This is a genomic window from Desulfosarcina cetonica JCM 12296, from assembly GCF_001311845.1.
Lineage (GTDB): Bacteria > Desulfobacterota > Desulfobacteria > Desulfobacterales > Desulfosarcinaceae > Desulfosarcina > Desulfosarcina cetonica.
Genome location: NZ_BBCC01000093.1, coordinates 1 through 24,520, shown reverse-complemented (window position 1 = coordinate 24,520; position 24,520 = coordinate 1). Strand labels below are relative to the sequence as shown.

Here is a 24,520-nt window from a genome sequence, read left to right as displayed (position 1 = left end):
ACAATGTGCCGAAAAAATTTCTACCTATTTGTCAAGAGAAAAAACTCACTTTTTTCATTTTTTTTAAGCCACTTATGAGTACATAGCGCGAAAGCAAAAACCTAACCGGACATTACTGATTTAAACCTCCATTTAGGAGCCCGTTTCATGGAAAAACTAAAGATGCACAGTCCTAACTTTGCTGATGAAAACATCAAAAAGCTATCAGCCCTTTTTCCTGGCTGCGTGACGGAAGCCACGGATGATAAAGGCAATATAAAGAAGGCCATCGATTTTGACCTGCTGCGGCAGGAGCTTTCAACCTCGATCGTTGAAGGACCACGGGAACGCTATCACCTGGACTGGCCCGGCAAGCGTGAAGCCCTGCTTACTGCAAACGCTCCCATCGCTAAGACGCTCCGGCTGCCGGGAAGAGAGCGTGGATTTCGATACCACGGGAAACCTCTTTATCGAAGGCGACAATCTGGACGCCTTGAAGCTCCTGCAGGAGACCTATCTCGGCAAGGTCAAGATGATCTATATTGACCCGCCGTATAACACAGGGAATGATTTCGTCTATGACGACGATTTCGCCGAAAATACAGATGAATTCCTGAAAACGCTCAAATCAGAAAGATGAGGAAGGTAATCGCCTTGTAGCGAATACAGAAGCTAATGGACGGTTCCATTCTGACTGGCTCTCCATGATGTATTCAAGGCTTAAACTTGCTAGAAATCTCCTCAAGGATGACGGAGTGATTTTCATCAGCATTGATGATAATGAGGTGGATAATCTAAAAAGAATATGTGGTGAAGTCTTTGGGAATAACAACTTTATAACGACAATTATATGGCAAAAAGTGTACGCACCAAAGAATAGTGCACGACATTTTTCAGTGGATCATGATTATATTCTATTGTTTGCTAAGAATATAGACCTTTGGATTCCGACTCCCTTACCAAGAACAGAAGAACAAGATAAATTATATAAAAACCCAGATGATGATCCAAGAGGTCCTTGGATGTCTGATAACCTGACTGCACGAAATTATTACGGAGAAGGGTTATATGAAGTAACGGGTCCTACAGGTAAAAAATTCGAACCTAAAAAAGGACGTTATTGGCTATCATCTTTAGATACTTTTAATAAATTGGTAGAAGATAATAGAATATGGTGGGGAAAGACAAATGAAAACATGCCTCGTCTAAAAAGGTTTCTGTCTGAAGTCAGTGGTGGGCGTGTTCCACAAACGTTATGGTTTTATAAAGAAGTTGGCCACACACAAGATGCAAAAAAGGAACTTCTCAAATATGTTGATTTTTCAGAAACTGGAAATGTACTTAACTCGGTAAAACCTATTGAGCTCATAAAACGTATTGTCCACATATCTACGAATAAAGATTCAAATGATATCATACTCGATTTTTTTGCGGGAAGTGGTCCCACAGGGCAGGCTGTTTTTAAAAAGAACCAAGAAGATGGTGGGAATAGAAAATTTATATTAGTCCAAATTTCTGAAGATCTACCCATAGAAGAACAGATTGTAAAAACAATTAGTGATTTAGCAAAATCACGTTTAAAAAATGTGGGTGATGAAGTCCGAAAAGAAAAAGAGCATGTTGATATCGGTTTCCGTGTCCTTAAAGTCGATTCCTCCAATATGGCAGAGATCTATTATACGCCTGATAAGGTTGTACAGAAGGAACTGTTCCAATCAACAGACAACATAAAAGACGACCGGAGCCCTGAGGACCTGCTTTTCCAGGTCCTACTTGACTGGGGTGTTGACCTGACGCTGCCGATTACCAAGGAGACCATTGAAGGCCACGAGGTCTTCTTTGTAGATGGAAATGCCCTGGCAGCCTGTTTTGAGAATATTGGAAAAATATCAGAGGATTTCTGCAAGAAATTGGCCGAACATAAACCGCTGCGTGTCGTTTTTCGGGATGCAGGTTTCAAGGATGATAGCGCCAAGATCAATGCCGAGCAAATATTCAAGCTCATGAGCCCGCAAACCGATGTGAAGACGATTTAATTGGAGCCTGATAATGTCATAGAAAATTATAAAAAGACTAAATAAACATTATATGGAAAAAGTGAGGATGGAATTTTACCCCTATATGAAAGGAGTTAACTAAACCATGAAGAACTAAGATGTACACCCCAAATTTTACGGACGAAAATATTGAAAAGATCGCTAACCTTTTCCCAGACTGCGTAACTGAATCTACTGATGACAAAGGCAACACAAGAAAAGTCGTTGATTTTGACCAGCTTAGGCAAGAGCTTTCGGACTCAATCGTGGAAGGCCCACGGGAACGTTACCATCTTGACTGGCCTGGCAAACGTAAAGCTCTACTCACAGCAAACGTTCCTATCCTCAAAGCGCTTCGTCCATGCAGGAAAGAGAGCGTGAATTTTGATACCACAGAAAACCTCTTTCTTGAGGGGGACAATCTGAATGCTTTGAAACTCTTGCAGGAGACCTATCTCGGTAAAATTAAGATGATTTATATAGATCCGCCTTATAATACTGGCAAAGACTTCATCTATGCCGATAAATTTGCCGAATCCTCAGATGAGTTTCTAAGACGTACAGATCAGAAGGATGAAGAAGGCAATCGCCTTGTTGCCAATACAGAATCAAATGGGCGGTTCCATTCTGACTGGCTTAGCATGATGTATCCACGGCTAAAACTAGCAAGGAACCTCCTTAAAGATGATGGGGTAATTTTAATCAGCATTGATGACTATGAACACCCTAGTGCAAGAAAAGTATGTGATGAAATATTTGGAAGACAGAATTTCATCGCAAATGTGGTTTGGCAAAGGGCCTTCTCACCTAAAAATGATGTTAAGTATCTTTCTGAGAACCACGACTATGTTTTAATCTATGCTAAGAATTCAGAATTATTTGATGCTGGTAGATTGCCAAGATCTGAAGAAGCCAATGCTCGTTACAAGAATTTAGACAATGATCCAAGAGGTGTCTGGATTTCAGATAATCTTACAGTTAAAACATATTCTGAAAAATATGATTACCCAATAACAACGCCAAATGGAAAAACTGTTAATCCATCTCACGGTTCTTGCTGGCGTGTTTCAAAAGAAAAATTTCAAGAATTGGTTGATGATGACAGAATATGGTTTGGTGCAGATGGCAGAAATGTCCCTCGATTGAAACGATTCTTAAGTGAAGTTCAGGATGGTATGGTTGCAACCACACTTTGGTTGCACCAAGATGTCGGCCATAATCAAGAAGGCAGACAAGAGGTAAAAGCTTTGTTTGATGGTAAAGGCTATTTTGATGGTCCTAAGCCAGTTCGCTTATTAAAAAGAATCTTACAAATAGCCAACACTACAAATAACGACATCATCCTCGATTTTTTCGCAGGCTCAGCCACAACAGCACACGCAGTGATGCAACTCAACGCAGAGGACGGCGGCAATAGAAAATTCATAATGGTGCAGATCCCAGAAGAGTGCGATGAAAATTCCGAAGCCTTCAAAGCTGGCTACAAAAACATAGCCGAAATCAGCAAGGAACGTATCCGCAGAGCAGGAAAGAAAATTCTTGAAGGCGAATGTCATGAAAGTTGGAACAAGGATATCGGCTTCCGTGTGCTCAAGGTAGATAAATCCAATATGGTAGAAGTCGGCAAGCCCCCTGATAAATTCGTACAGAAGGAACTGTTCCAATCAACAGACAACATCAGAGAGGACCGCAGCCCTGAAGACCTGCTTTTCCAGGTTCTGCTCGACTGGGGCGTTGACCTGACATTGCCTATCAAAAAAGAGACCATCAAAGGCCACGAGGTCTTCTTTGTCGATGGAAATGCCCTAACAGCCTGCTTTAATAAAGAAGGTGAAATAACTGAAGATTTCTGTAAGGAACTAGCAAAACATAAACCCTTGCGTGTCGTCTTCCGAGACTCAGGCTTCAAGGATGACAGCGCAAAGATCAATGTCGAACAGATATTCAAGCTCATTAGTCCGCAGACGGATGTGAAAACGATTTAGTGGAGATCGAGAAGTGAAACTCAAATTCAAGAAACAGGCCTACCAGACACGAGCTGTTGAATCGGTTGTGGATTGTTTCAAAGGCCAGCCGAATACATCAGCTATCGGTTATCGTATCGATCCAGGGGTAATCAAGGAAGGCGAGAGAATATACACGCAGGAAAAGCTATTTGAATTATCAGGTTTCAAGAACGAGGATGTTATCCTCACCGAACAACAGGTCCTTGAGAACATCCAAAATGTGCAACGAAACCAGAACTTGTCACAAAGCCAATCTCTAAAACAGTTCAAAACAATAAAAAAAAACGAGTTTGTTTTTGACAATCAATATACTAAAAAAGCGCTTTCTATCGCGCCATATCATCTTGACATAGAGATGGAGACAGGGACCGGGAAAACATACTGCTATATAAAAACCATATTCGAGATGAACAAACGGTTCGGCTGGACCAAGTTCATCGTTGTGGTACCAAGCATAGCCATCCGGGAAGGTGTCTTTAAGGCACTGGAAATCACAGCGGAACATTTCCAGGAGACATACGCCAAGAAGATCAAATTTTTCATCTACAACTCAAAGCAGCTCCATAACCTTGAGAGTTTCTCTTCGGATGCCGGAATCAATGTCATGGTCATCAATGTCCAGGCTTTCAACGCCAGAGGTAAGGATGCCAGACGGATCTATGAGGAACTCGATGATTTCCAGAGCCGTCGACCCATCGATGTGATCAAGGCCAACCGCCCCATCATGATCCTGGATGAACCGCAGAAGATGGAAGGCGTAAAGACCCTGGACTCACTCAAGGAGTTCAATCCGCTTTTTATCCTACGTTATTCAGCCACGCATAAGACCCAGCACAACAAGGTCCACAGGCTTGACGCGCTGGATGCCTATAACCAGAAATTGGTCAAGAAGATCGCAGTCCGTGGCATCTCGGTGAAAGGCCTCTCAGGCACCAATGCCTACCTCTATCTTGAATCCATCGAGGTGTCGAAGCAGACACCTGTCGCAAGGATCGAGATCGAGGTCAAAAGAAACAGCGGGATAAAACGGGAGATCCGTAAGCTTAAGAAAGGCGACAACCTCTATGACCTTTCCGGCGAGCTACCCGAGTATAAAGACAGGTTCGTAATCGCAGATATCAATGCCAATACAGACACTGTTGAATTCACGAACGGTCACCAGTTGCAGGCCGGCGAAGCGACCGGGGATGTCAACGAGAGTGCCCTCCGAAGGATTCAGATACGAGAGGCCATCAGAGCGCATTTCGAGAAGGAACAGGTCCTCTACAATCAGGGGATCAAGGTCCTGACCCTCTTCTTCATCGATGAAGTCGCCAAGTATCGGCTCTATACGGATGCCGGAGAGGAAGGCGGCGAATATGCCAAGATGTTCGAAGAGGAATACCAAGATGCTTTGGATGAACTGAAGCAGGACATGTTCATGCATGAGGGCTACAAAAAATATCTGGACAGCATTCCGGTCGATCAGACCCATAACGGTTATTTTTCCATTGATAAGAAAAGCAAGCGAATGATCGATCCTGTCATCGGTAAGAAATCGACCGAGACCGACGATGTCGATGCCTATGACCTGATCCTCAAAGACAAAGAACGCCTGCTCTCTTTCGAGGAGCCGACCCGTTTCATCTTCTCCCACTCTGCACTCCGTGAAGGATGGGACAACCCCAATGTATTCGTCATCTGCACACTGAAACACAGCGACAATACCATCTCCCGCAGGCAGGAAGTCGGCAGAGGCCTTCGTATCGCGGTCAACCAGCTCGGAGAGCGGCAGGATGATCCGGCAACCGTCCATCAGACGAACGTCCTGACAGTGGTCGCCAGTGAGAGCTACAAGGATTTCGTCACGGCCTTGCAGAAGGATATCAGTGAGTCGCTGTCTGAAAGGCCGAGGGTGGCGGACGTGAAATATTTCACCGGCAAGATCATGCAGACGGCGGATGGTACCGTCGAAGTGACAAAGGACATGGCTGAGGGCATCGAATTCTATCTGATACAGAATGGCTATGTCGACCGTAAGAAAAATATCGCCCAGAAATACCATGATGCAATCAAGAATGAAGAGCTTGCCGAGTTGCCGGAGGATCTGAAGCCCTACAAGGAACAGGTCTTCCAGTTGATCGATAGCGTCTACAGCGATTCCAAGCTGCCAGAGGTCGAGAATGATCGTGGGGCGAAGACCAATCCCCTGAATGCAAATTTCGAGAAGAAAGAATTCAAAGAGTTGTGGAGCAGGATCAACCGTAAAGCGGCCTACAGTGTGCATTTTGACAGTTCCGAGCTGGTCGGGAAATGTATCCGTACACTGGACATGGAGCTGCGGGTCACACCGCTCAAATACATGGTTCAACGTGGTGAGCAGGCTGATGGGGTCAGCTATGAGCAGATGAAGGCTGGTGATGGTTTCGAAGTGAAGGAGACGTCAACTGAATATGACGCCCACTCGATCCATTCAGCTGTGAAATATGCCTGATCGGTAAGGTGGCTGAGAATGTGCAGCTGACCAGAAAGACCGTCACGGAGATCCTGTCAGGCATCCAGAAGGCGGTATTCGACCAGTTCAAGACCAACCCGGAGAACTTCATTTCCGAGGCCACACGCCTGATCCAGGAGCAGAAAGCGACTGTCATAATCGAGCATCTGAGCTACGATGCGATATCAGAAACGCATGATATCGATATCTTCACAGACGGACAGAGCAAGCAGGATTTCAGCAAGGCAGGCTCACCGCTCAAACATCATATTTACGATTACGTCATCACCGACTCAAAGACAGAGCGTACCTTTGTCCAGGAACTCGATACCAGCACAGAGGTGGTCGTATATGCAAAATTGCCGAAAGGCTTCTTCATCCCTACACCGGTAGGGAATTACAATCCCGACTGGGCGATTACGTTCAAAGAAGGCACAGTCAAGCATGTCTATTTTGTGGCTGAGACCAAGGGCTCGATGTCGAGCATGGAACTCCGGCAGATAGAAAAGACAAAGATCGAATGCGCCAGAAAATTCTTCGATGAGATCAACAGAAGGATCAATCCGGAGAACGTGACATATGATGTGGTGGACAGTTTCGGCAAACTGATGGAGATCGTCGGGGCTGCGAATTGATGGGTAAATACTCTTGTCAAGCCCCGACAGGTTTTAATAATAATTCGCAAATATTCTTAATATAATGACCAAACTCCTCGAAATCACAGGCAATGACGTCGCGCAACTGGCTGACGATGATCTCCGTGAACTGATCGGGCTATTATGCGAGGCAGATTACCGTAAATCAGGGCTTTCCACTAAAGGCATCATCTATGGAGGACATCAGGATGCCCCGGATGGAGGCATCGATGTTTCCGTTACCGATGAAACTGTGGTTCCTCCCGAAAACGGTTTCGTCCCAAGGAGCATGACAGGATTTCAGGTCAAGAGACCTGACATGCAAAAATCAAAGATCATTACCGAGATGAAGCCCAAAGGCAAGCTGCGGGAAACAATCAAGGAACTGATCAAGGCCAAAGGTTCATATATCATCGTGAGCTCGGGGACATCTGCGACCGGAACAGCGTTGGCAGAACGTATCGGTGCGATGAGGGAAGCTGTATCTCAAGATGATATCAATCAGGATCTGCATCTGGATTTCTATGACCGTGGGCGGATCGCCACATGGCTCCGCTCACACCCATCATTGATACTTTGGGTACGCAACCGTATAGGACGTCAGTTGAAGGGTTGGCGGCCTTACGAAAACTGGGCAAACCCTAAAGCCGGGATCGATGAAGAATTTCTCGTTGATGATGATGCACGGATGCATGACGGGACCATTACGGGGGACGATGCAGCGGCAATGACAATCGTCGAGGGCATCCAGGCTCTAAGGGCGCTTCTCAAAATTCCAAAGACATCTGTAAGGCTTACAGGGCTTTCTGGCGTAGGGAAGACTCGTCTATCACAAGCGCTTTTCGATGACAGGATTGAAGGGCCATCTCTGAATCATTTTCAAGCCTTCTACACAGATATTGCATACGGTCCTGAACCTGATCCGAATACATTTGCTGAGCAACTAATAGCAAGCCGGACAAGAGCTATTCTGATAGTCGATAATTGTCCTCCTGAACTGCATCATCTGATGACAAGGACATGTTCTGCTCAGCGGAGCACAGTAAGTCTCCTCACTATAGAATATGATGTACGGGATGACCTTCCTGAAGAGACAAACGTTTTCCGGCTCGAACCGGCGAGCAAGGATGTTATCCAAGAGCTGGTACGTGGCCGCTATAAACATATCGGGCAGGTCGATGCCAGGACAATTGCTGATTTTTCAGGAGGCAACGCACGTATTGCCATTGCATTGGCAAACACAATGAGAACAGGCGAAACATTATCAGGGCTCCGTGATGAAAACCTTTTTGAACGGCTCTTCCACCAACGTCATGACGCCAATGCAAACCTGTTGATGTCAGCAGAAGCTTTGTCGCTCGTCTATTCTTTCGATGGTATAGATGCGTGCTCAGATAAATCAGAACTCGACGTCCTTGCGTCATTGATAGGGAGGGCCGGACAGGAACTGTATAGGGATGTCAATGAGCTGAAGAACAGAAATCTTATACAATCCCGTGACAAATGGAGAGCGGTACTGCCACATGCAATCGCTAATCGCCTTGCAAGACGAGCATTTGAATCTATCCCTAAGGATAGAATCGTCGATACTTTCATCAGTAGAGCACCTGAGCGTCTGATAAAGTCATTCTCCCGCCGGTTGGGCTATCTTCATGATTGCGAACAAGCAGTAGAGATAGCCGAAGACTGGTTGTCCCAGGATGGTTGGCTTGGCAAGGCGAGTTGCAATTTCAATGATCTCGGGATGCAGGTATTCAAGAACATCGCACCTGTATCACCGAAAAGGTCATTAGAGATGATAGAGCGCGCCGCAAATGGTGAAAACAGCCATGATTTTACCGATAGGGACCAAAACCATAACCATGATATTTTTGTCCGGATATTGAGGCATATCGCTTATGATGCAGATCTTTTCGACAGAGCTGTCGATATAATATGCTGCTTTGCGCTTTCAGAAAAAGCCGATGAGAACAACAATTCCAGCAGAGCTGTCCTGAAGTCCCTCTTCTTTATCCACCTTTCCGGCACCCATGCGAGTGTGGAACAAAGAGCAAGCATAATCGAGGATCTTGTAAGCTCTGATAGTCAAGATAGACAGGAATTAGGGATAGTCCTCCTTGGAGCGGCTATACAAGCCTCGCATTTCACTTCATCCCATGATTTTGATTTCGGTGCAAGGTCTAGAGATTTCGGGTACAGACCAAAGTCAAGATATGACATCGAGAATTGGTATAGAACATTTCTAGAGACATGCGCCCGCATATCCGTATCCGACAAACCGATTGCCGAAGATGCAAAAAAGATATTCGCAAACAATATGCGTGGGCTATGGATGCAAGCGCATGTCTATGACATAGTAGAGAAAGCTATATCAGATATACATAGACATAGACCATGGAACGAAGGATGGATCGCTATAAAAAGAATAATCCAATATCATTATGAAAATTTCGAGGAAGGAATAAAGAAAAGGATCAGCGAACTGGAAAAAAGCCTTAGACCCGATAATCTTTATGAGACTGCCCGCACATTCGCTCTCTCAGATGAGCATATATCATTTGATATTACAGATGATCTTAACGCTGATGAAGCAAAAGGGTGGGATAAGGCAATGGATAGGACGCATGAGATTGGCATCAAGGTTGCCCAGGATGAGGGTGTCTTGAATGCACTATTGCCAGACCTTGTATCGAGATTCAGTGAACGGTTAAGAGCTTTCGGTTGGGGACTTGGAGTCGGAAGCCCTGACAGGAAAAATACCAGCGTCCTGGCAGGCTTCCTGTCCGCATGTGCTGAAAAAGAACCGGAATTATATAATACCATACTGGACAGCCTCATCGAAGATGAGGACCTTGGTGAATATTTCCCGATCTTTCAGACCACATCCACAATCGACCAGCGTGGGATAGAAAGGATCATAAAGGCATTGGAGCTGGGAATAGCCAAGACCGAATATTTCAGCTGCCTTGCATGGGGGCGGGCACATGAGAGCATAAATGATGACGACCTTGCGACCATATTGAAGAAGATCCTCTCGAAGGAAGATAGTATCGACGTAGCACTCGAAATCCTGAGGATGCGATTCTATAAAAAGAAGAATTCTGCCGAAATCTCAGAGAATCTTCTTGACGCAGGACGGGATGTCCTTTGCAAGTATTCGCCATCTGATCGCCGTGAAAGACATGGAATTAAGGATCATGCATTATCAATATTGGCCAAGCTCTGTCTTAGCGGGGAAAGCGGTGTCCATGCAGCAGAAAAAGTCTGTCAGAACTTCCTCCAAGCCATCATCAATTACAAGATCTATATATTCGATTATCCCACTTCGCTCGGCACGATATGCGATGTTCAGCCCCATGTGTTCCTGAACATATTCATGGAAGATGATCAGCTGAAGCCTGATCAACGCCGAAGGATGTTCACCGAGGATCTTAATGACAGGATTCCTATAGACAGGATTTCCGATGATGTCTTAATCGCCTGGTGCGAAAAAGCCCCCGAAAGACGGTATGACTTGATAGCATCGGCCATAAGGCCTTTCATCGAGTTTCCAGAGGAAGGAAACCTGAAACTGAGACCAATTATCTATAAAATTTTCGACAGGGCTCCAGACTTGGAAATTGTATTCAAACATCTGACCCGTTCTATTGTACCTAGTTCATGGAGCGGGTCACGTGCTGACATCATGCAAAGGAGGACTGAACTGCTCAAAGATTTGTTCGAACACGAAAACACAGAGATCGTATCCCTTGCAAGAGCCAGATATTCCGAACTTCAGAAAAGGATCAGGGAAGAGCGCAGCTTCGAAGAGAGCCGGGAATACGTGCGCTATCAGAGTTTTGAGTGAGACAAAAAAAGAAAAAATCAGATCAACCCCCGGTCTGCGTAGCTGAAGAACCTGTCCTTGCCGACTATCACATGGTCGACCAGCTGGATGCCTATCACCCTTCCAGCCTCCGTCGCCACCTTCGTCACTTCGTTGTCCTCCTCGCTGGGATTCGGGTCCCTGATGGGTGACTGTGGGCAATCACAACTGCGCTTGCCTGCCTGAGTACCGCTGTCCTGAATATTTCCCGTGGATGGATCAAAGACGCTTCTACCGTTCCCATGGTCACTATCTCCCGTGAAATGATCCTATGGCGGGCGTTTAGGCAGAAGACGACAAAGACCTCCTTGCTCCACATCTTGATATCCCGCATCTCATGGTATATCTGACGGCTGTTCTGAATCACTTCAGTGCCGACTGCATACAATTCTTCAAGTTCATATTCTTGCATTTTATGTGCACCTCCGGGGACTTTTTTCGCCCTCGGAAGGCCCAGGGCGAAAAATATCAGAGCATAGATTCTGGCATCAGAGAGAACGGCAATAGGCGACCCCGGTAGGGGGAAAGGCTTTAAATCGGGGATCGACCGAAGAGGAAGACCCTATTTAAAGCTTTAGACGTGAAGTTGCCCATGATATCCGCATCCATCACGGAAAGGATGCAGGCGGATGCCTCAGCATGTTTTTGGTTGATCAATCAAGCGGCCTGAAATAGCATGAACTAAAGATATTTATGGATACAATGACATAATATCGAGGTGTTGCATGAAAAGATTAAATCCCAATGATTTTAGAGGGCCACGGTCATATTTCACGGACTTCGATCATCGGATAGTATCAAGGACAGATGATCTATCGACCCTGAAGATTCATACGGAGCGGAAGCTTAAGCTGTTATTATTGATCAAATCAAGGATTGTATGCGCAGCTTCACATCTGGCGACAGAGTTCGCCTATGAGATTTTCAAGGATAATCCCCAGCTTCTGAGAGATGGACATATCATCCCTGCTCTAAGGATAGACAAGGAATGCGTGTCTGAATTGTTCGAAAGGAAAAAATTCAGCAGGAAGGATGAAATTCTGAAGTACTACGAAGAGAACATCCAGTTCACGGTCGATTGGGAATTGGAAGACAATTCAGCCTGGTTCAGGGATAGGTTCATCGAAGAGCTTGATAATCCCACATCTCTGATAAGAAAACAGCTGTTGAATGCATCGACGACCCAGATACCGTCGACTGTCATCAGGAATATTCAGAATGAGATTCGGGAGAACAGGATAATAAGCAGGAGCCAGATAGAGCATTACGCCAAGGATCTGAATGATGCGCAGAAAGATCTTTTATTCAATTTTAGAGAGCTGATGTATCACCTCTCAGGCGCAAGGGTAATCAATTGTGAAAGTTCATTGCCACAGGAAAACTATATCGACTATGATATAGCGGACCTGACAGGGAAAAGAAGCAGGCTTTCTGATGAACAGATACTTTTCAAGCTATTCATCGAGCTGGCATTTGAATCGATGCAAAAGAAAATGATTCCAGTTGAGCTGCTGGACCATCTGTCATTCGATGATGTCCTGAAGATCAGGCAGCCTATCCTCGAATCCGATTTCCAGGCGAAATACGACAATCTGATCCTTCGGGTAATTAAAGGGATCAAACAGGACTATTCTGAGACGTTCTTCGATCTGAACGAACTTGAAAATATACGGAAACATCTTGAGATGACATTCGTCGCCATTTTCGAGAAAGAGCTGCCCAGCTTCATACGGAAAAAGAATAAAGAGGGCCTGAAAAACCTTGGCAGCGTCGGGTCATCGGTTGCATTAGGAGCCTTGGGATTCATTCCTGAAGTGAGCGCAATCGCAAGCGGGATCTCTGTCCTCAAGGACTCACCAGCCTCATCTTCAATATAAGGCAACTGTACAGTTCACAAAAGTCTATCAATGATCTTGCGAGGTATATGAAGACCAAGGAAGAATCATTGAAAAGACAGATCGAGAGAACCCAGATATCGGACCGATCCACGATGCTCGATATGGTGGACCTGCTGAGCAGGACATTGGGCGAAAAAATAAAAATATAACATTCCACATCAGGACTTCAGCCTTGATTTTACATGCTCAAATGATTTCCCGAATAGCCATGATCTCAGGCTATGAAGCGACTCCTCTTCCATGTAAAGGTCAAGAATGATCTGTTTCCGCAAAAAATCAGGCAGGTCACACTCTCTTTTCCCCAGAGAGAGCATGTATTTCCTGGTCAGGTAGAGGAAGATATTCGTCCAGTGATGATCCAGTGGGGCTGTAAGGGAAGCGGTCGATATGTACCACATGGCCTCAGGTTCGGTTGCAAGTTGCTCGTCCTTCGTACAGAGGATAAGCCGCTCGATCTGTATCCTGTTCCTGATTGCATCTGGCATCGGCATATCCTGATACCCCGGCATCACGATGATAGGGCCAGATATCGCCCACATAAGCCTTGACATCCACGGTTCAGTCTTCTTGCGTTTTTTCGGTATCGGCTGTTTTTCAGGCGAAATAGAAAGAGGGAAAAAGTCCGAAAGCGTATTCTGCGCATCGATCCTTACCACCTCCTGCCGGATATCATGGCGGTCGCAAGCTGCATCGCCTGTTCCTGCTTGCCTTCATCCCTCATCGCCTTCAGGCAGTCCAGCTGAAGCTCGAAACGTTTCATTTCAAGGTCTTTCAGTTGCCTGATCCTTTCCATCGGGATCACAAGGCCGTTGATGGTGTATTCGAAATGCGGGCTTGCTTCGAGATCGATGTTCACGATGACCTTGTGGCGGGACTCGACCTCGCTCCTTACGGCCTTGACTTTCTCGCTGTAGGCTTTCGGTGTCAGGCCTTTTCTCGAAACCTTCGGCATCTCACACTCGATATACTTGACGTCGACATTCATCACATCGCCGTAATAGGAGTTGATCCATGCTCCCACCTGGTCGACACGGCCCCGCAGGCTGCTTGTCGAGCGCCTGTAGCCCTGGTTATCTGATATGACACCGTACAATGGTTGGTATGCCATTCTTGTTTCTACCTCCGGGGACTTTTTCGCCCCCGGAAGGCCCAGGGCGAAAAATATCAGAGCATAGATTCTGGCATCAGAGAGAACGGCAATAGGCGACCCCGAAGGGGGAAAGGTTTAAATCAGGGATCGGCCGAAGAGGCTGATCCCATTTAAAGTTTTAGACGTGAAGTTGCCGAAGAGATACATTTTGTGGTCTATCAATTTATATTCGATATTCTTGGGATTTTAAACAGTGATCTTTTCAAACGAAAGCTTTTTATATCTTTAAAATGCTTTTACATATTAAGAGGTGTTCAATATGAAAAAAATAGTCCCAATGATATTCTTATTAGCAATAATATTCTTAACAGGCTGCGAGCAAGTCGACCTATCAAAGATAAGTGAAGATGATATCAATAGAATTACAGAACAAGTAATAGTATGTGATCCGCCATACATCAGGCACGCTAGTGGTTGTTGTATTGATCGAGATGGCAATGATATATGCGACAATGATGAGACTCTTTCTGGGAGCGACGAAATAACATGTGAATTGCCATATATTAAAATTGCAGGCGATTGTTGCGTTGATAACAATAATAATAGTGTGTGTGATAGTGATGAAGAGACGACATTAAACCAATGCACTGATGAATGCTCTACAGACAGATGTTCCGGTAGAGAATATATTGCCTGTTTAAGACAAGAAGATAGTTGCTATGATGAAATCAATAAGGGAATTGTAACAGGAAAGTGTGACGTTGAATGTAAAATTGACGAAAACTGCGATAGCAATGAAAAATGTGACAATTATGTCTGTGTTGAAAAGGAATGTAAGCAAGTAAAAGTTCCGTATGAAGTTGAAGAAAATTACACTGAAGAAGAATGTACAGAAACCCCTATAGGTGAAAAAGAGGCAGAATACAAAGTCGAAGAGCTATTATGCGAATATGTCCAGATCACGGACATAGATCAATGCAATGAATATCCTTATTCAATGTGCAAGGATGGGAATACGTGTACAGATTATCATCATATAATCTATTCAGTCACTAATTATGAGGACGAAAGTGCTGAGTTCACCTTCGAATTAGGGCATATCCAGAATATCGGAGGCAAAGACAGACAGATCGGTGTTTCCAGTGTTGCGGATAGCATTATTACACAGACTTTGAAGCCTTATGTGTTCAAGAATTTTGAAGTTGAATACTGCATGACTGGAGGAAGTGATGAATGCTGGATTGAAGCCAAGGATATACCTACTGTTGATTCAGGAGTTACTGTGCTTACATGCCAAGACGTGACAAAGACGCGGACAGTCACAGAATACAAAATGGAAACAGTCTGTGAATAATCTATCATGGATAAAAAATTGACTGGCTGATTTGCACTTATTCTTATTTTATTTTATCCAACCATTCAACGTCTGGATGCCGAGAGCATCCGAGATCGTGACCTCATCAGTGAAGCTCTCGAAATAGAGATTCCTGTCCGTCACCTTGTCGGGCATCCTGCCAAGGATGGAATCGTATTCCCCCCATTGACTTACGATGTGCTGTAAGGACTCTTTCAGGGACTGTAGCGAGCTGCAACCGGTAGCACCGCCATACATGTCCCCATAATGTTTGCTGAACCATAGCGAATATCGTTCGCCTTTTTCCCGGTCGTCCCAAGACGGTTCCCTGATCTCTATCGAATACCTGTACCTTTTCATCCGTTCGTATCTTTCCATGATGACATCACCTCGAAAGTTTGGTGATGTTATCCTTCGCAGGAACGGAAAAGATTCGGCTAATGGCGACAGGCGACCCCGGAGGGGGAAGGCTTTAAATCGGGGGTTCTGGAGTGTGCCAGAACCCCTTTTAAAGCTTTAGCCGTGAAGTCGCCCATGATATCCATCAATCGAAGACTTCTATCCGGTCTGTTGCAGGTCTTTCTACGGCGGGATGTACGGCCTTTCCGACAGCAACAGCGAAGCCGTTGATATCCTGGCCCTGCCTGCCCTTGGATTTGCCTAAAAATTTTATTTTTATGATCTCGTTTATAGCGACGTAATGAAGTTTTGCGTCAAGCAAGCTTGAACCCCAAACCAAATGTCTGCCGGATTCATTCTCGATATAGTATCGGGCACCGATATTATCACCCTTCGGTTCCTTTCCGACCAGTTTTCCGACGATGGTGTTTTGATCATCAGTCGGTTTCCATATCTCCTGTTCTATGTAATCCCATTCATAATCGTTTTCCATCTTGCATCTACCTCCACAACCATGATCCTTCTATGTCTCATACTCCTAAAGACATCATTGCCCTCAAACCTATACCCCCTTAACAACCCTCCATTTATCTATTTTGTACTGCATTACCCTTACATTATAGACGGCAGAATAAGTAGCATCATACTGAAATAATAATAAAAATCATCAGAATCAATCAGAGCTGGGACAGCTCGGATTTCAGGTCCATTTCCTTGATTTTCTGGCAGATCAGCTGCTGGACTTCGGCATCAGAGACTATCTTCTGCATGAAATCATCGGCGCTCTTCCGCTTCTCAAGCTGCTCGATGATGCTGTTGTATTTCATCTGAAGCTCGTTGAGTTCATTTTTCAGTTCTGTATTGATGGCCTGCTCCTTCGTCAATTCATCGCCCCTGATGCTCTGAATGGTCTCTTCTTCGATGACGCCGAGACGGTCGATGTAGCGGTCGGGCATGTTTGAACTCATCGACCAGCCCATCAATTTGCACATCTGGTATCTGCCGACCTTCTTTCCTGCAAGCCATGTAGCGTAGCTGTGCCTGATAAGATGTGGGTGGACATCCTTTTCAAGCGCTCTCTTGCCAAGACGCTTCAACCACATCCTCAAAGCTCCATATTTAATGGGAAATAGCTGTGCTTCAGGATTTTTCTTGTCTGGGTGTGCCGCCAACCATTCACGAAGTATTGATTGCCCCTCGAAAATCGGCACAGAGCGCTTGAATGTCTTAGAGAATTCAATCCTGACTACAAGATAATTTTTCTTGTCCGTTACATGGCACAACCTGACGTTCAACAGTTCGCTTATACGAGCTCCTGTCTCGAATAGACACCAGACCAGAGCCTTTGATCGCCTCCCTGTAGCCTTTTCGGCAAGGATCGCTATTTCCTCTTTATTCAGGGCAGGAGGATCAGTCTCTTTCACATGCGTATCAATCCAGGCAACGATTGATGGGTACTCGATATTGTTACCAAGAAGCCATTTGTAGAATTTCTTCAAGGCTATCTTGATGTCATGCTTTGACCACTCGCCATAGACAAGGCGTTTGATTGAACCATCCTTATTAACCACTGTAAGTTTGTCATTCTCAAGCTTTCTGATGAAATCCTCCATTTCAGACTGTGTAACCGCCTTAAAATCCTTTTTCAGGAAATAATCAGCTTTTTTCATCACAGAGAGGTATTTTAACAGTCTCTTGGACCTGATCTTCTTTTTGGCCTTCTTGATTACGGTTTTGCCGATTTGGCAGTCACTAAGGAAATTTAATATATAGTCACGGTTCTTTGGGTTGACCCCTAAATCGGTCCGGAAATTATCTAACGTCTTCTGATAGCTTGCTTCAGAATTGTGGACATCAATCTCCTCGATGTGTTTCATTATAGGCACCTCAAGCCAGGTCCCTTTTATATAGTTTGTAGGGCATTGAACAAAAATGTAGACAGCCTCTGGTGGGCATTTAACAAAAATGTTCAGTTCCCTAATGACTGGAACCTGACTATTTTACATAAGGTAAGAGAACTTGATATTTATATTTTTGTATTTGATTGCTTGCCCGACAATTCAACTGTACCTGATGAAACAATCTTTCAATATCTTGACCCATCCTAGTGATTCATACTCGTCGTAGTCACCTTCCGATCGGTCTTCACTGGTTCGGTCTTTTGTAGCCATCGTCGATAATCATAAACTTCCTCTTCAGGTCCTGGTATTCCCTGAACGTCTGCCTCAACTCCTTCTTCAGGATGACGATATCCTGCCATCTCTTGATGTCCTGGTTCCGAAGATCCCTTTCAAGCATATGGATCTTATCTTCCAATGCGCCCCGCCTCTTATCCGCAATCTGATTGTCGCCCATCGAATAGCTTTCCAGCTCGAAGAGCTTTGTCCTTAGCCTGCAAATCTCCGCATTGGTCCTTTCGGCCTGGATTTTATCGAGAGCTGAACGATCATTGATCTCGTAGACGATATCGAAGAGCGTGATGCGGATAGTGGCTAATTTGTCCTTGAATACCTTTTCAAGCATCCCGTTCTTCCTGATGCCGATCCGCACATCATTTTTTCCCCTTTTGTCAGTACCAGTGTGTCTTGGGATGATCGCATAGCTCGAATCCATGACATAGTTCTCACAGGCATCTCTTGATCGCTTCATCTTTGCTCATCGTCCCGCCCTGTCTATTCTGGGCCTTTTCGCTTACGACCGAATCATGGATTTCGAGGATCTTTTTCGATAACGCTTGGTCACGGTAAAGGGCGAGATATCTGAGATAAGACGATAGCGAGCCGAAGCCTTTGGCGGCGCAATCGTTCTTTATGCGGTCGTATTGATCCCTGCTGAGCCGGACCTGTATCGTCCTGATCCTTACCATACAGCGACATGTAGATGGTTTAGGTTATATCGCTTCGCCGCAGGAATAAACCATGCTTGGTTTACTTATAAAAAGTGCAAGGTACTAAATGCCCGTTTAACCTTTAGAAATGATCATTCAAAATAAGCTAACTATAGGCCAATATATTTAATAGGATATTATTATGATGAATCACTCTGGTGGTAATTGTTTCTTAATTCCTTCTTTAGAACTTGAATAATCTTGGACATTTTTTATCTTTGACATAATCAAGGTCTTCGTCTCTTATATCTACATTGAATTCTTTTTCTGCAAATTTTTGCATCTCTTCTCTGCTTTCTGCTGAACAGGCTTCAATGAATTTGGGTTTGAATAGGGGTTCTATTTGTTGTTTTACATATTCTTCATTATTGTTCCCCTTCGGAGCTTTCACAAGAGCAAGGTAATTTCCCTCTAATCTTGCAATCCAGAAATGATTCGCATTAGGCCATTTTTCGTGTTTATTTGGGGGGCAATCCATTTTTTATCAGTAAGGACGCTTTAGTTTATAAAAATTCTGATTTTGAAGATATCTTTTCTTATCTTGATCCATTCGGGTAATCCGGAGCATATTCTGGATAAGTGCAATACAGAATACATCGTCGGGGTTGGTTGGCCGTTCTTTGACCGATACTTGTCTGTGAGGCAAAGGGCGCAGTCCAGCCCTGCGTCACAGCATGTATCGGAACCACGGTTGTCCGGTGATGTGGGATATTGCATTACAAGATTCTTAAGCACTTTTAGGTCAATCCGCACCCATGGAAGACAAACTCGACCTCGGGGCAGAGATCGACCTGCTGGAATATGAGATGGAACGGATAATAGAACAGAAGGATAAGGCGGTAGAGCGGATACAGGCAGAGATCAGCGATGCCGAAGAGAAGGCACACAGGATCAGGAAGCGGCTTGGATGGTTCGAAGCAAAGCTGACTCGGCTCCGGCAGGAACGTGAGAGCGCAGAGACAGAAAGCTACAGAGAAATCTTACAGCTGCATAAAAGGATACAGGGTATCAAGAAATCAAGATGACAGGTCCTGAAACCGGACCTCACTCTCTATCTTATTCTCTTCTAACTACTCAATCAGTTTGCGTGGCTGTTGTATTATGAGTCCTTCCATAATCAATCATCTCTTTAAGAAGGCCCAACGAATACTCGATATCTTCCCTGTACCACTTTATATAATATTCCGTGTCTTCGCGACAGTATGAATAACAATAATCGCCGATCTCGCTCATCTTCTGAGGGCTTACATTCAATCCGAAATCGTTCTGTGACAGCTTTTCACCTTCATGACAGAATTCAAGACATTTCGAGGACCTCAGGATATAATCTTTGCCCAAGATTTCATAAACTTCTTCATATCTATCCTCAAATTCTCGAAGCAGCCTTTCTTTTTCAATTTCGTTCTGATCGACAATCTGTTCTGCACCATCTTTTCCTATAGAATCTTTTGTTATTATAATATCTGTATCGCTTTGATCAACGGTTATTGCACTGTCATCTGTTAGATTGTCTGCTGTATTCATATTGCCAATAAATGCCATGATAACAAAGAATAAAACTATTCTAAACCAGACTGGAAGGTCAATTTCATACTTATCACGAAGAGCTTTGTTTGTGTTTGGGATTATGATTGATCCAGCTATAATATACAACCAACCGATACCCATAGATTCTGAAAATTCTATAAACCCAATAATTATAAAAATAACACCTACAACCCAACCGATGTAATAAAGAGCTCCCTTTTCGTCTGTAGTATCTTTTCCGCTCATCACTTATGATTTTAGATTCTTTGTTTTTATAATTTTCTATAAATGAGACAATTTCAACATTGTAGAAGTCGACCATATTTATTCACTACAAGGCTTTTATGTGACTCTTTCCAGAATACTCCAACATGGATGTCCACGAGAAGCTGAGGAAGCTCAAATCTGTCGATGACCAAGCCGACCTGCTATGGCTCCTATATATCGCCGGCGACACCAAGGACCGTACCGAGACCGACGAGATCATCGATATCCTGCTTCATGAGAAGATCGACCAGGATTTTTCCAAACAGATACTTCTCGATCCGGAACCAGAGGAACTGTGCAGGGGGGAATACTATCTCGGCGAGGTCATCTATCCTGACAGGGCCTTTGCACGTTTCGGCCTGCGGGAGGATGAATGGCTCAAGCACGTACTGATAACAGGCATGAGCGGGGTCGGCAAGACGAACCTGAGTTTCCAGATACTGAAAGAGCTGAAGCGGCATGGGAAGCCGTTCATGGTCTTCGACTGGAAAAGGAACTACCGGGACCTGTTGCAGCTGCCGGAATTCAAGGGCCTAAAGGTCTATACTGCCGGGAGCAGGCTGTCGCCGCTGTTCTTCAATCCCCTTATCCCGCCGGAAAACATAGAGCCTGGGGTATGGCTCGCAAGGCTCGCGGATACCATCTGTCACGCATACTTCGGTGGAGAGGGAGTGAATTACCTGCTTAGGCATGCAATGGAGACGGTCTATGAAAGGCGTGGCGTGTTCGACGGTTCAGGCTCATACCCGACATTCGCCGAAATAAAGACGTATGTATCGAGTATGCAGCTGGCCGGCAGGATGTCGCTATGGAAAGCGTCGACAATGAGGGCGCTTGAAAGTATGACGTACAAATACGGGCTCGGGATATCGTTCGAGACAGACCAGATGGTCGATATCGGCAAGATCCTTGAACAGGATGTCATAATCGAGATGGACTCTGTGAGTGATTCCGACAAGGTCTTCTTCACAGAAGCCCTGATACTCTGGATCTATGAATACAGGAAGAACGAGCCGAAGCGGGAGATATTCAAACATGCGATCCTTATTGAGGAGGCGCACCACCTGCTGTCCACCCAGAAGGAGAACCTTGACGGCGGCGAGACCATCATAGAGACATCGCTTCGGCAGATACGGGAATTCGGGGAGGCTGTGATTGCCATCGACCAGGAGCCGGGAAAGCTATCCGATTCAATAAAAGCGAATACATACTGTAAGGCCACGTTCAATCTCGGGAACGGAAAGGACATACTCGATATCTCTGCCTGCATGATGCTTGAGATCGAAGAGATGAAATACATCGACCTGCTTGAGGTCGGGCATGCGATCGTCAAGCTCAAAGGCAGAGCATACCGACCGATGCTGGTCAAGGTTCCGTATATCCCCATCAAGAAAGGGAAGATTACAGATGGTGTCCTGAAAAAGATCCTTCAGGGTATCCCCCTGAGGGTGTGAAGATGGTGCTCATCATTAAACGCTTTGTGAAGGTATATTCTGATTCAGATGATGTCCCGAAACGATACCGGAACCTGCGGAAAAATGCCCACGTCAAGACGTTCCTCAAACCATACCCCAACATCCCGGATATCCTTGTGGCCGAATATGGCCTTGATTGGAATGACAAGATCATCGTCTTCCATGTCAAAAACATACAGAGACCTGGATGGCAGGGTACAGGACGCCATTCAAGAAGGTCTATTACGGTACGGTCAGGGAGTTCGGGGATTATCTGAGGGGGTATCTGGATGGGATAAGGGTGAGGAGGAAATGAGTCGGTCTCATTGTCAGTTCTTAGGGTGGTAATAGTCCGGGTATAGCTTCGCAGCACATTCCGGACAGACACCATGGCTGAATGTCGCATCGGAATGTTCCTGGATATAGGATTCGATCTGTTTCCAATAGCCTTGATCATCCCTGATCTTCTTGCAGGATGCACAGATTGGCAGGAGGCCGGAGAGTGTCTTTATCTGCGAGATCTTTTCATTGAGCTGGATAATCAGACCCTCCCTTTCTTCCTCTGCCTTCTTCCGGAAGGTGATCTCGGACGAAATGCCGTCAGCATACTTCCTGCCATTGACGCTGTAGGTTGAGAGTGCCTTGTCATGGACCCATATCCAATGGTCGCTTGAATCTTTGATCCGGTACTCTGCATCGAATGGATGCCCATTCTTGAAGAAATCGTCCCAGCATCGCCTCAGGTTTCCGAGGTCATCGGGATGGACCATGGAAAATTTGTTGGCTGATTCCGGGAAGGCATGTTTTGCAGATGAAGTGGTGCTGGTCATATCGACACCGGCGCTCGAATAGACAATGGAACCGGCGGAATCAGCCGTCCATACGATGTCAGGGATATTGCAGACGAGCGAGCGATATCTTTCTTCGCTTTTCTGTAAGGAGTCTTTTATGCTCTCGATGTACAAGAGCAGAAGGCTTGCTGATAGGATCAGGAACAGCAATCCGCCGATGAAGTAACAGAAGGGAGCAAACCGGACTGATGTATTCAGGAAAGGATAATCAAGCTTGTGAAGGCCCCAAAGTATCAACGCCCAGCCTGCGATATGTTTCCCGATATGTCTGATGGCATCTGACTTCAGGACGTCGAGACCTGCCCAGATATGGACGATGGATAGGAAGGAAAAGATAGGGAAGGATAAGGTCAGAAGACCATAATCAAGGATTCCTGCGATGACCAGCCAGACAAAGGCCAGGATTGTGCCCGATGTCAGTAGTCTGGGGGCCTTCTTTCCGAGGAAGGAATATACGCCGAGGATCAGGGAAAGTCCGCTGCCGATCGCGCCTGAATTGTCAAGGATGGCAATGATACCATCGTTGCCTGAACTGATAGCCCATACCATAAGACTTCCTCTGACCATGAGGATGATCCAGGAAATGGCCCAGAAACCGAGGAATCTTTCCTTGAATCGAAGATAAAAATAAAGGTTTATGATGGCCAAGAAGAACGGGACGGTCATACCATACATCAGGGCCGGAACAGTCCACTCCATGATCAGCTTCCTTTCAAGACAGCGACTACACAAACGGCACGGCATGTTACAGATCTGCAAAATTTGCAGGTTATCAATTCCAATTATCAGTATCAACCTTAAACAGGATAGCCTATCATCGGCTTTATTTACCGTCCGGTCGTTCAAGGAATGTCTATTATGGCACGGTCAGGGAGTTCGGGGATTATCTGAGGGGGGGAGATGGATGGGATCAGGAAGGTGAACCGATGAAGGACATTGCACGAACCCTTTATTTTAATGCGCCTATTTTGCAACGTCGGTTTTATACCTATATGTACCAAACTGAATGACAAATTATGATAATCATCAAAATATTCCGCCTAATCCCACTATATGCGCAAATATTATAAAGTTTGAAGGCAGATTTCCGATATCTTACATCGCGATGAATCTCAAAATGATATGAGGGCCTAACAAAAATGACGATGAATCCGCTGGCGAACAAGATCGAAGCCATAAACAAAAGCATCAGTTCACTGTTGAAGGATCAGAAATTCTATATCGATTATTTCCAGAGGGAATACCGCTGGCAGGAAAAACACATCAAGCTACTGGTCGAGGATCTAGCCACGACATTTCTGAAATCGTATAAGTCCGAGGATCGACGTTCAGATGTTGCAAATTACCAGAGCTACTATCTCGGGCCTGTGGTTTTCAGCGTGAACTCAGAGAATGGGAAAAAATCAATCATCGATGGTCAGCAAAGGATAACCTCAATCACCCTGCTGCTCATATACCTAAACCATCTACAGGCAGATAGAGACAACAAAGTCTCGATCAGCGAGCTAATATTCTCTGAAAAATATGGCGAGAAGTCCTTCAATATGACAGATGATCTGCGTGAACCCTGTCTCAAGGCGCTATTCGAAGAGGGTAAATATGATGTCAAGGATAGTGATGACGAGACGGTCAGGAGCATGGTTGAACGGTATGCGGACATAGATAATTCATTCCCGGAGGACCTGACCAACGATGCTCTTCCTTATTTCATTGATTGGTTCACTGAAAATGTCGTGCTTGTCGAGATAATGGCATATTCTGATGAGAATGCATACATTATCTTCGAGACAATGAATGAC

At 45.1% G+C, this 24,520-nt stretch carries 19 protein-coding genes and 2 pseudogenes; 11 read left to right on the top strand and 10 right to left on the bottom strand.

Annotated features, from left to right (window positions below):
* Window positions 1-147: 147 nt before the first annotated feature.
* From JCM12296_RS42160 to JCM12296_RS19490, 6 genes and pseudogenes are all read left to right on the top strand, one after another.
* A complete protein-coding gene (locus JCM12296_RS42160; RefSeq protein ID WP_218188172.1) occupies window positions 148-525 on the top strand; it encodes a hypothetical protein in 378 nt (125 codons plus the stop codon).
* A 149-nt stretch (window positions 526-674) separates the two neighbouring features.
* Window positions 675-2,015: pseudogene (locus tag JCM12296_RS19505) on the top strand (site-specific DNA-methyltransferase); the annotation flags it as partial.
* Between the two features lie 119 nt (window positions 2,016-2,134).
* Window positions 2,135-4,000, top strand: coding sequence for a site-specific DNA-methyltransferase (locus JCM12296_RS19500; RefSeq protein WP_054696863.1), 1,866 nt, complete (start codon window positions 2,135-2,137; stop codon window positions 3,998-4,000).
* A 13-nt stretch (window positions 4,001-4,013) separates the two neighbouring features.
* The gene (locus JCM12296_RS19495; protein WP_218188171.1) at window positions 4,014-6,494 is read left to right on the top strand and encodes a DEAD/DEAH box helicase family protein; all 2,481 of its coding nucleotides are present in this window, start codon (window positions 4,014-4,016) and stop codon (window positions 6,492-6,494) included.
* A 20-nt stretch (window positions 6,495-6,514) separates the two neighbouring features.
* A complete protein-coding gene (locus tag JCM12296_RS42155; protein WP_218188170.1) occupies window positions 6,515-7,129 on the top strand; it encodes a restriction endonuclease in 615 nt (204 codons plus the stop codon).
* A 64-nt stretch (window positions 7,130-7,193) separates the two neighbouring features.
* On the top strand, window positions 7,194-10,976 hold the full coding sequence (locus JCM12296_RS19490) for a P-loop NTPase family protein (RefSeq protein WP_054696861.1): 3,783 nt from the start codon (window positions 7,194-7,196) through the stop codon (window positions 10,974-10,976).
* Window positions 10,977-10,993: 17 nt separating this feature from the next.
* Here the strand turns inward: JCM12296_RS19490 and JCM12296_RS19485 are convergent.
* Window positions 10,994-11,313 (bottom strand): annotated as a pseudogene (locus JCM12296_RS19485) (JAB domain-containing protein).
* A gap of 406 nt (window positions 11,314-11,719) precedes the next feature.
* Between JCM12296_RS19485 and JCM12296_RS19480 the strand changes: the two are divergent.
* Entirely contained in the window at window positions 11,720-12,871 is a 1,152-nt protein-coding gene (locus JCM12296_RS19480) for a hypothetical protein (protein ID WP_054696856.1), read from the top strand.
* Window positions 12,872-13,050: 179 nt separating this feature from the next.
* Here the strand turns inward: JCM12296_RS19480 and JCM12296_RS19475 are convergent, their stop codons facing one another.
* Window positions 13,051-13,548, bottom strand: coding sequence for a hypothetical protein (locus JCM12296_RS19475; RefSeq protein ID WP_054696854.1), 498 nt, complete (start codon window positions 13,546-13,548; stop codon window positions 13,051-13,053).
* A complete protein-coding gene (locus JCM12296_RS19470) occupies window positions 13,542-13,877 on the bottom strand; it encodes a hypothetical protein (protein WP_157067756.1) in 336 nt (111 codons plus the stop codon). The genes JCM12296_RS19475 and JCM12296_RS19470 overlap by 7 nt, the downstream gene beginning before the upstream one ends.
* Window positions 13,878-14,301: 424 nt before the next feature.
* Between JCM12296_RS19470 and JCM12296_RS38570 the strand changes: the two genes are divergently transcribed.
* On the top strand, window positions 14,302-15,336 hold the full coding sequence (locus JCM12296_RS38570; protein WP_157067755.1) for a hypothetical protein: 1,035 nt from the start codon (window positions 14,302-14,304) through the stop codon (window positions 15,334-15,336).
* Between the two features lie 48 nt (window positions 15,337-15,384).
* Here the strand turns inward: JCM12296_RS38570 and JCM12296_RS19460 are convergent, their stop codons facing one another.
* From JCM12296_RS19460 to JCM12296_RS19435, 5 genes are all read right to left on the bottom strand, one after another.
* Window positions 15,385-15,714, bottom strand: a complete 330-nt coding sequence (locus JCM12296_RS19460; RefSeq protein WP_054696839.1) for a hypothetical protein — start codon at window positions 15,712-15,714, stop codon at window positions 15,385-15,387.
* Window positions 15,715-15,880: 166 nt separating this feature from the next.
* Window positions 15,881-16,228, bottom strand: a complete 348-nt coding sequence (locus JCM12296_RS19455; RefSeq protein ID WP_054696832.1) for a hypothetical protein — start codon at window positions 16,226-16,228, stop codon at window positions 15,881-15,883.
* 184 nt (window positions 16,229-16,412) lie between these two features.
* Complete coding sequence (locus tag JCM12296_RS19450; RefSeq protein ID WP_054696830.1) at window positions 16,413-17,612, bottom strand: tyrosine-type recombinase/integrase; 1,200 nt, start codon at window positions 17,610-17,612, stop codon at window positions 16,413-16,415.
* Window positions 17,613-17,880: 268 nt separating this feature from the next.
* Complete coding sequence (locus tag JCM12296_RS19445) at window positions 17,881-18,384, bottom strand: hypothetical protein (protein WP_157067754.1); 504 nt, start codon at window positions 18,382-18,384, stop codon at window positions 17,881-17,883.
* Between the two features lie 422 nt (window positions 18,385-18,806).
* A complete protein-coding gene (locus JCM12296_RS19435; RefSeq protein WP_054696817.1) occupies window positions 18,807-19,100 on the bottom strand; it encodes a hypothetical protein in 294 nt (97 codons plus the stop codon).
* Between the two features lie 277 nt (window positions 19,101-19,377).
* On the opposite strand from JCM12296_RS19435, the gene JCM12296_RS19430 reads away from it, so the two are divergent.
* Window positions 19,378-19,647, top strand: a complete 270-nt coding sequence (locus JCM12296_RS19430) for a hypothetical protein (RefSeq protein WP_054696814.1) — start codon at window positions 19,378-19,380, stop codon at window positions 19,645-19,647.
* Window positions 19,648-19,696: 49 nt separating this feature from the next.
* Here JCM12296_RS19430 and JCM12296_RS19425 read toward each other — a convergent pair whose 3' ends face one another.
* Complete coding sequence (locus tag JCM12296_RS19425; protein ID WP_054696811.1) at window positions 19,697-20,395, bottom strand: hypothetical protein; 699 nt, start codon at window positions 20,393-20,395, stop codon at window positions 19,697-19,699.
* A gap of 125 nt (window positions 20,396-20,520) precedes the next feature.
* On the opposite strand from JCM12296_RS19425, the gene JCM12296_RS19420 reads away from it, so the two are divergent.
* Window positions 20,521-21,870, top strand: a complete 1,350-nt coding sequence (locus tag JCM12296_RS19420; RefSeq protein WP_054696807.1) for an ATP-binding protein — start codon at window positions 20,521-20,523, stop codon at window positions 21,868-21,870.
* 329 nt (window positions 21,871-22,199) lie between these two features.
* Here the strand turns inward: JCM12296_RS19420 and JCM12296_RS19410 are convergent, their stop codons facing one another.
* Window positions 22,200-23,420, bottom strand: a complete 1,221-nt coding sequence (locus JCM12296_RS19410; RefSeq protein WP_054696801.1) for a PAS domain-containing protein — start codon at window positions 23,418-23,420, stop codon at window positions 22,200-22,202.
* 440 nt (window positions 23,421-23,860) lie between these two features.
* On the opposite strand from JCM12296_RS19410, the gene JCM12296_RS19405 reads away from it, so the two are divergent.
* Window positions 23,861-24,520: DUF262 domain-containing protein (locus JCM12296_RS19405; RefSeq protein ID WP_218188169.1), on the top strand; the 660-nt coding region annotated here is incomplete at its 3' end.

Excerpts from the sequence above, each read along its gene's own strand:
- JCM12296_RS42160 (WP_218188172.1), top strand. The coding sequence starts at position 148 with ATGGAAAAACTAAAGATGCACAGTCCTAACTTTGCTGATGAAAACATC.
- JCM12296_RS19500 (WP_054696863.1), top strand. The coding sequence starts at position 2,135 with ATGTACACCCCAAATTTTACGGACGAAAATATTGAAAAGATCGCTAAC.
- JCM12296_RS19490 (WP_054696861.1), top strand. The coding sequence starts at position 7,194 with ATGACCAAACTCCTCGAAATCACAGGCAATGACGTCGCGCAACTGGCT.
- JCM12296_RS19480 (WP_054696856.1), top strand. The coding sequence starts at position 11,720 with ATGAAAAGATTAAATCCCAATGATTTTAGAGGGCCACGGTCATATTTC.
- JCM12296_RS19470 (WP_157067756.1), bottom strand. The coding sequence starts at position 13,877 with ATGAATGTCGACGTCAAGTATATCGAGTGTGAGATGCCGAAGGTTTCG.
- JCM12296_RS38570 (WP_157067755.1), top strand. The coding sequence starts at position 14,302 with ATGAAAAAAATAGTCCCAATGATATTCTTATTAGCAATAATATTCTTA.
- JCM12296_RS19460 (WP_054696839.1), bottom strand. The coding sequence starts at position 15,714 with ATGGAAAGATACGAACGGATGAAAAGGTACAGGTATTCGATAGAGATC.
- JCM12296_RS19455 (WP_054696832.1), bottom strand. The coding sequence starts at position 16,228 with ATGGAAAACGATTATGAATGGGATTACATAGAACAGGAGATATGGAAA.
- JCM12296_RS19450 (WP_054696830.1), bottom strand. The coding sequence starts at position 17,612 with ATGAAACACATCGAGGAGATTGATGTCCACAATTCTGAAGCAAGCTAT.
- JCM12296_RS19445 (WP_157067754.1), bottom strand. The coding sequence starts at position 18,384 with ATGAAGCGATCAAGAGATGCCTGTGAGAACTATGTCATGGATTCGAGC.
- JCM12296_RS19435 (WP_054696817.1), bottom strand. The coding sequence starts at position 19,100 with ATGGATTGCCCCCCAAATAAACACGAAAAATGGCCTAATGCGAATCAT.
- JCM12296_RS19430 (WP_054696814.1), top strand. The coding sequence starts at position 19,378 with ATGGAAGACAAACTCGACCTCGGGGCAGAGATCGACCTGCTGGAATAT.
- JCM12296_RS19425 (WP_054696811.1), bottom strand. The coding sequence starts at position 20,395 with ATGAGCGGAAAAGATACTACAGACGAAAAGGGAGCTCTTTATTACATC.
- JCM12296_RS19420 (WP_054696807.1), top strand. The coding sequence starts at position 20,521 with ATGGATGTCCACGAGAAGCTGAGGAAGCTCAAATCTGTCGATGACCAA.
- JCM12296_RS19410 (WP_054696801.1), bottom strand. The coding sequence starts at position 23,420 with ATGGAGTGGACTGTTCCGGCCCTGATGTATGGTATGACCGTCCCGTTC.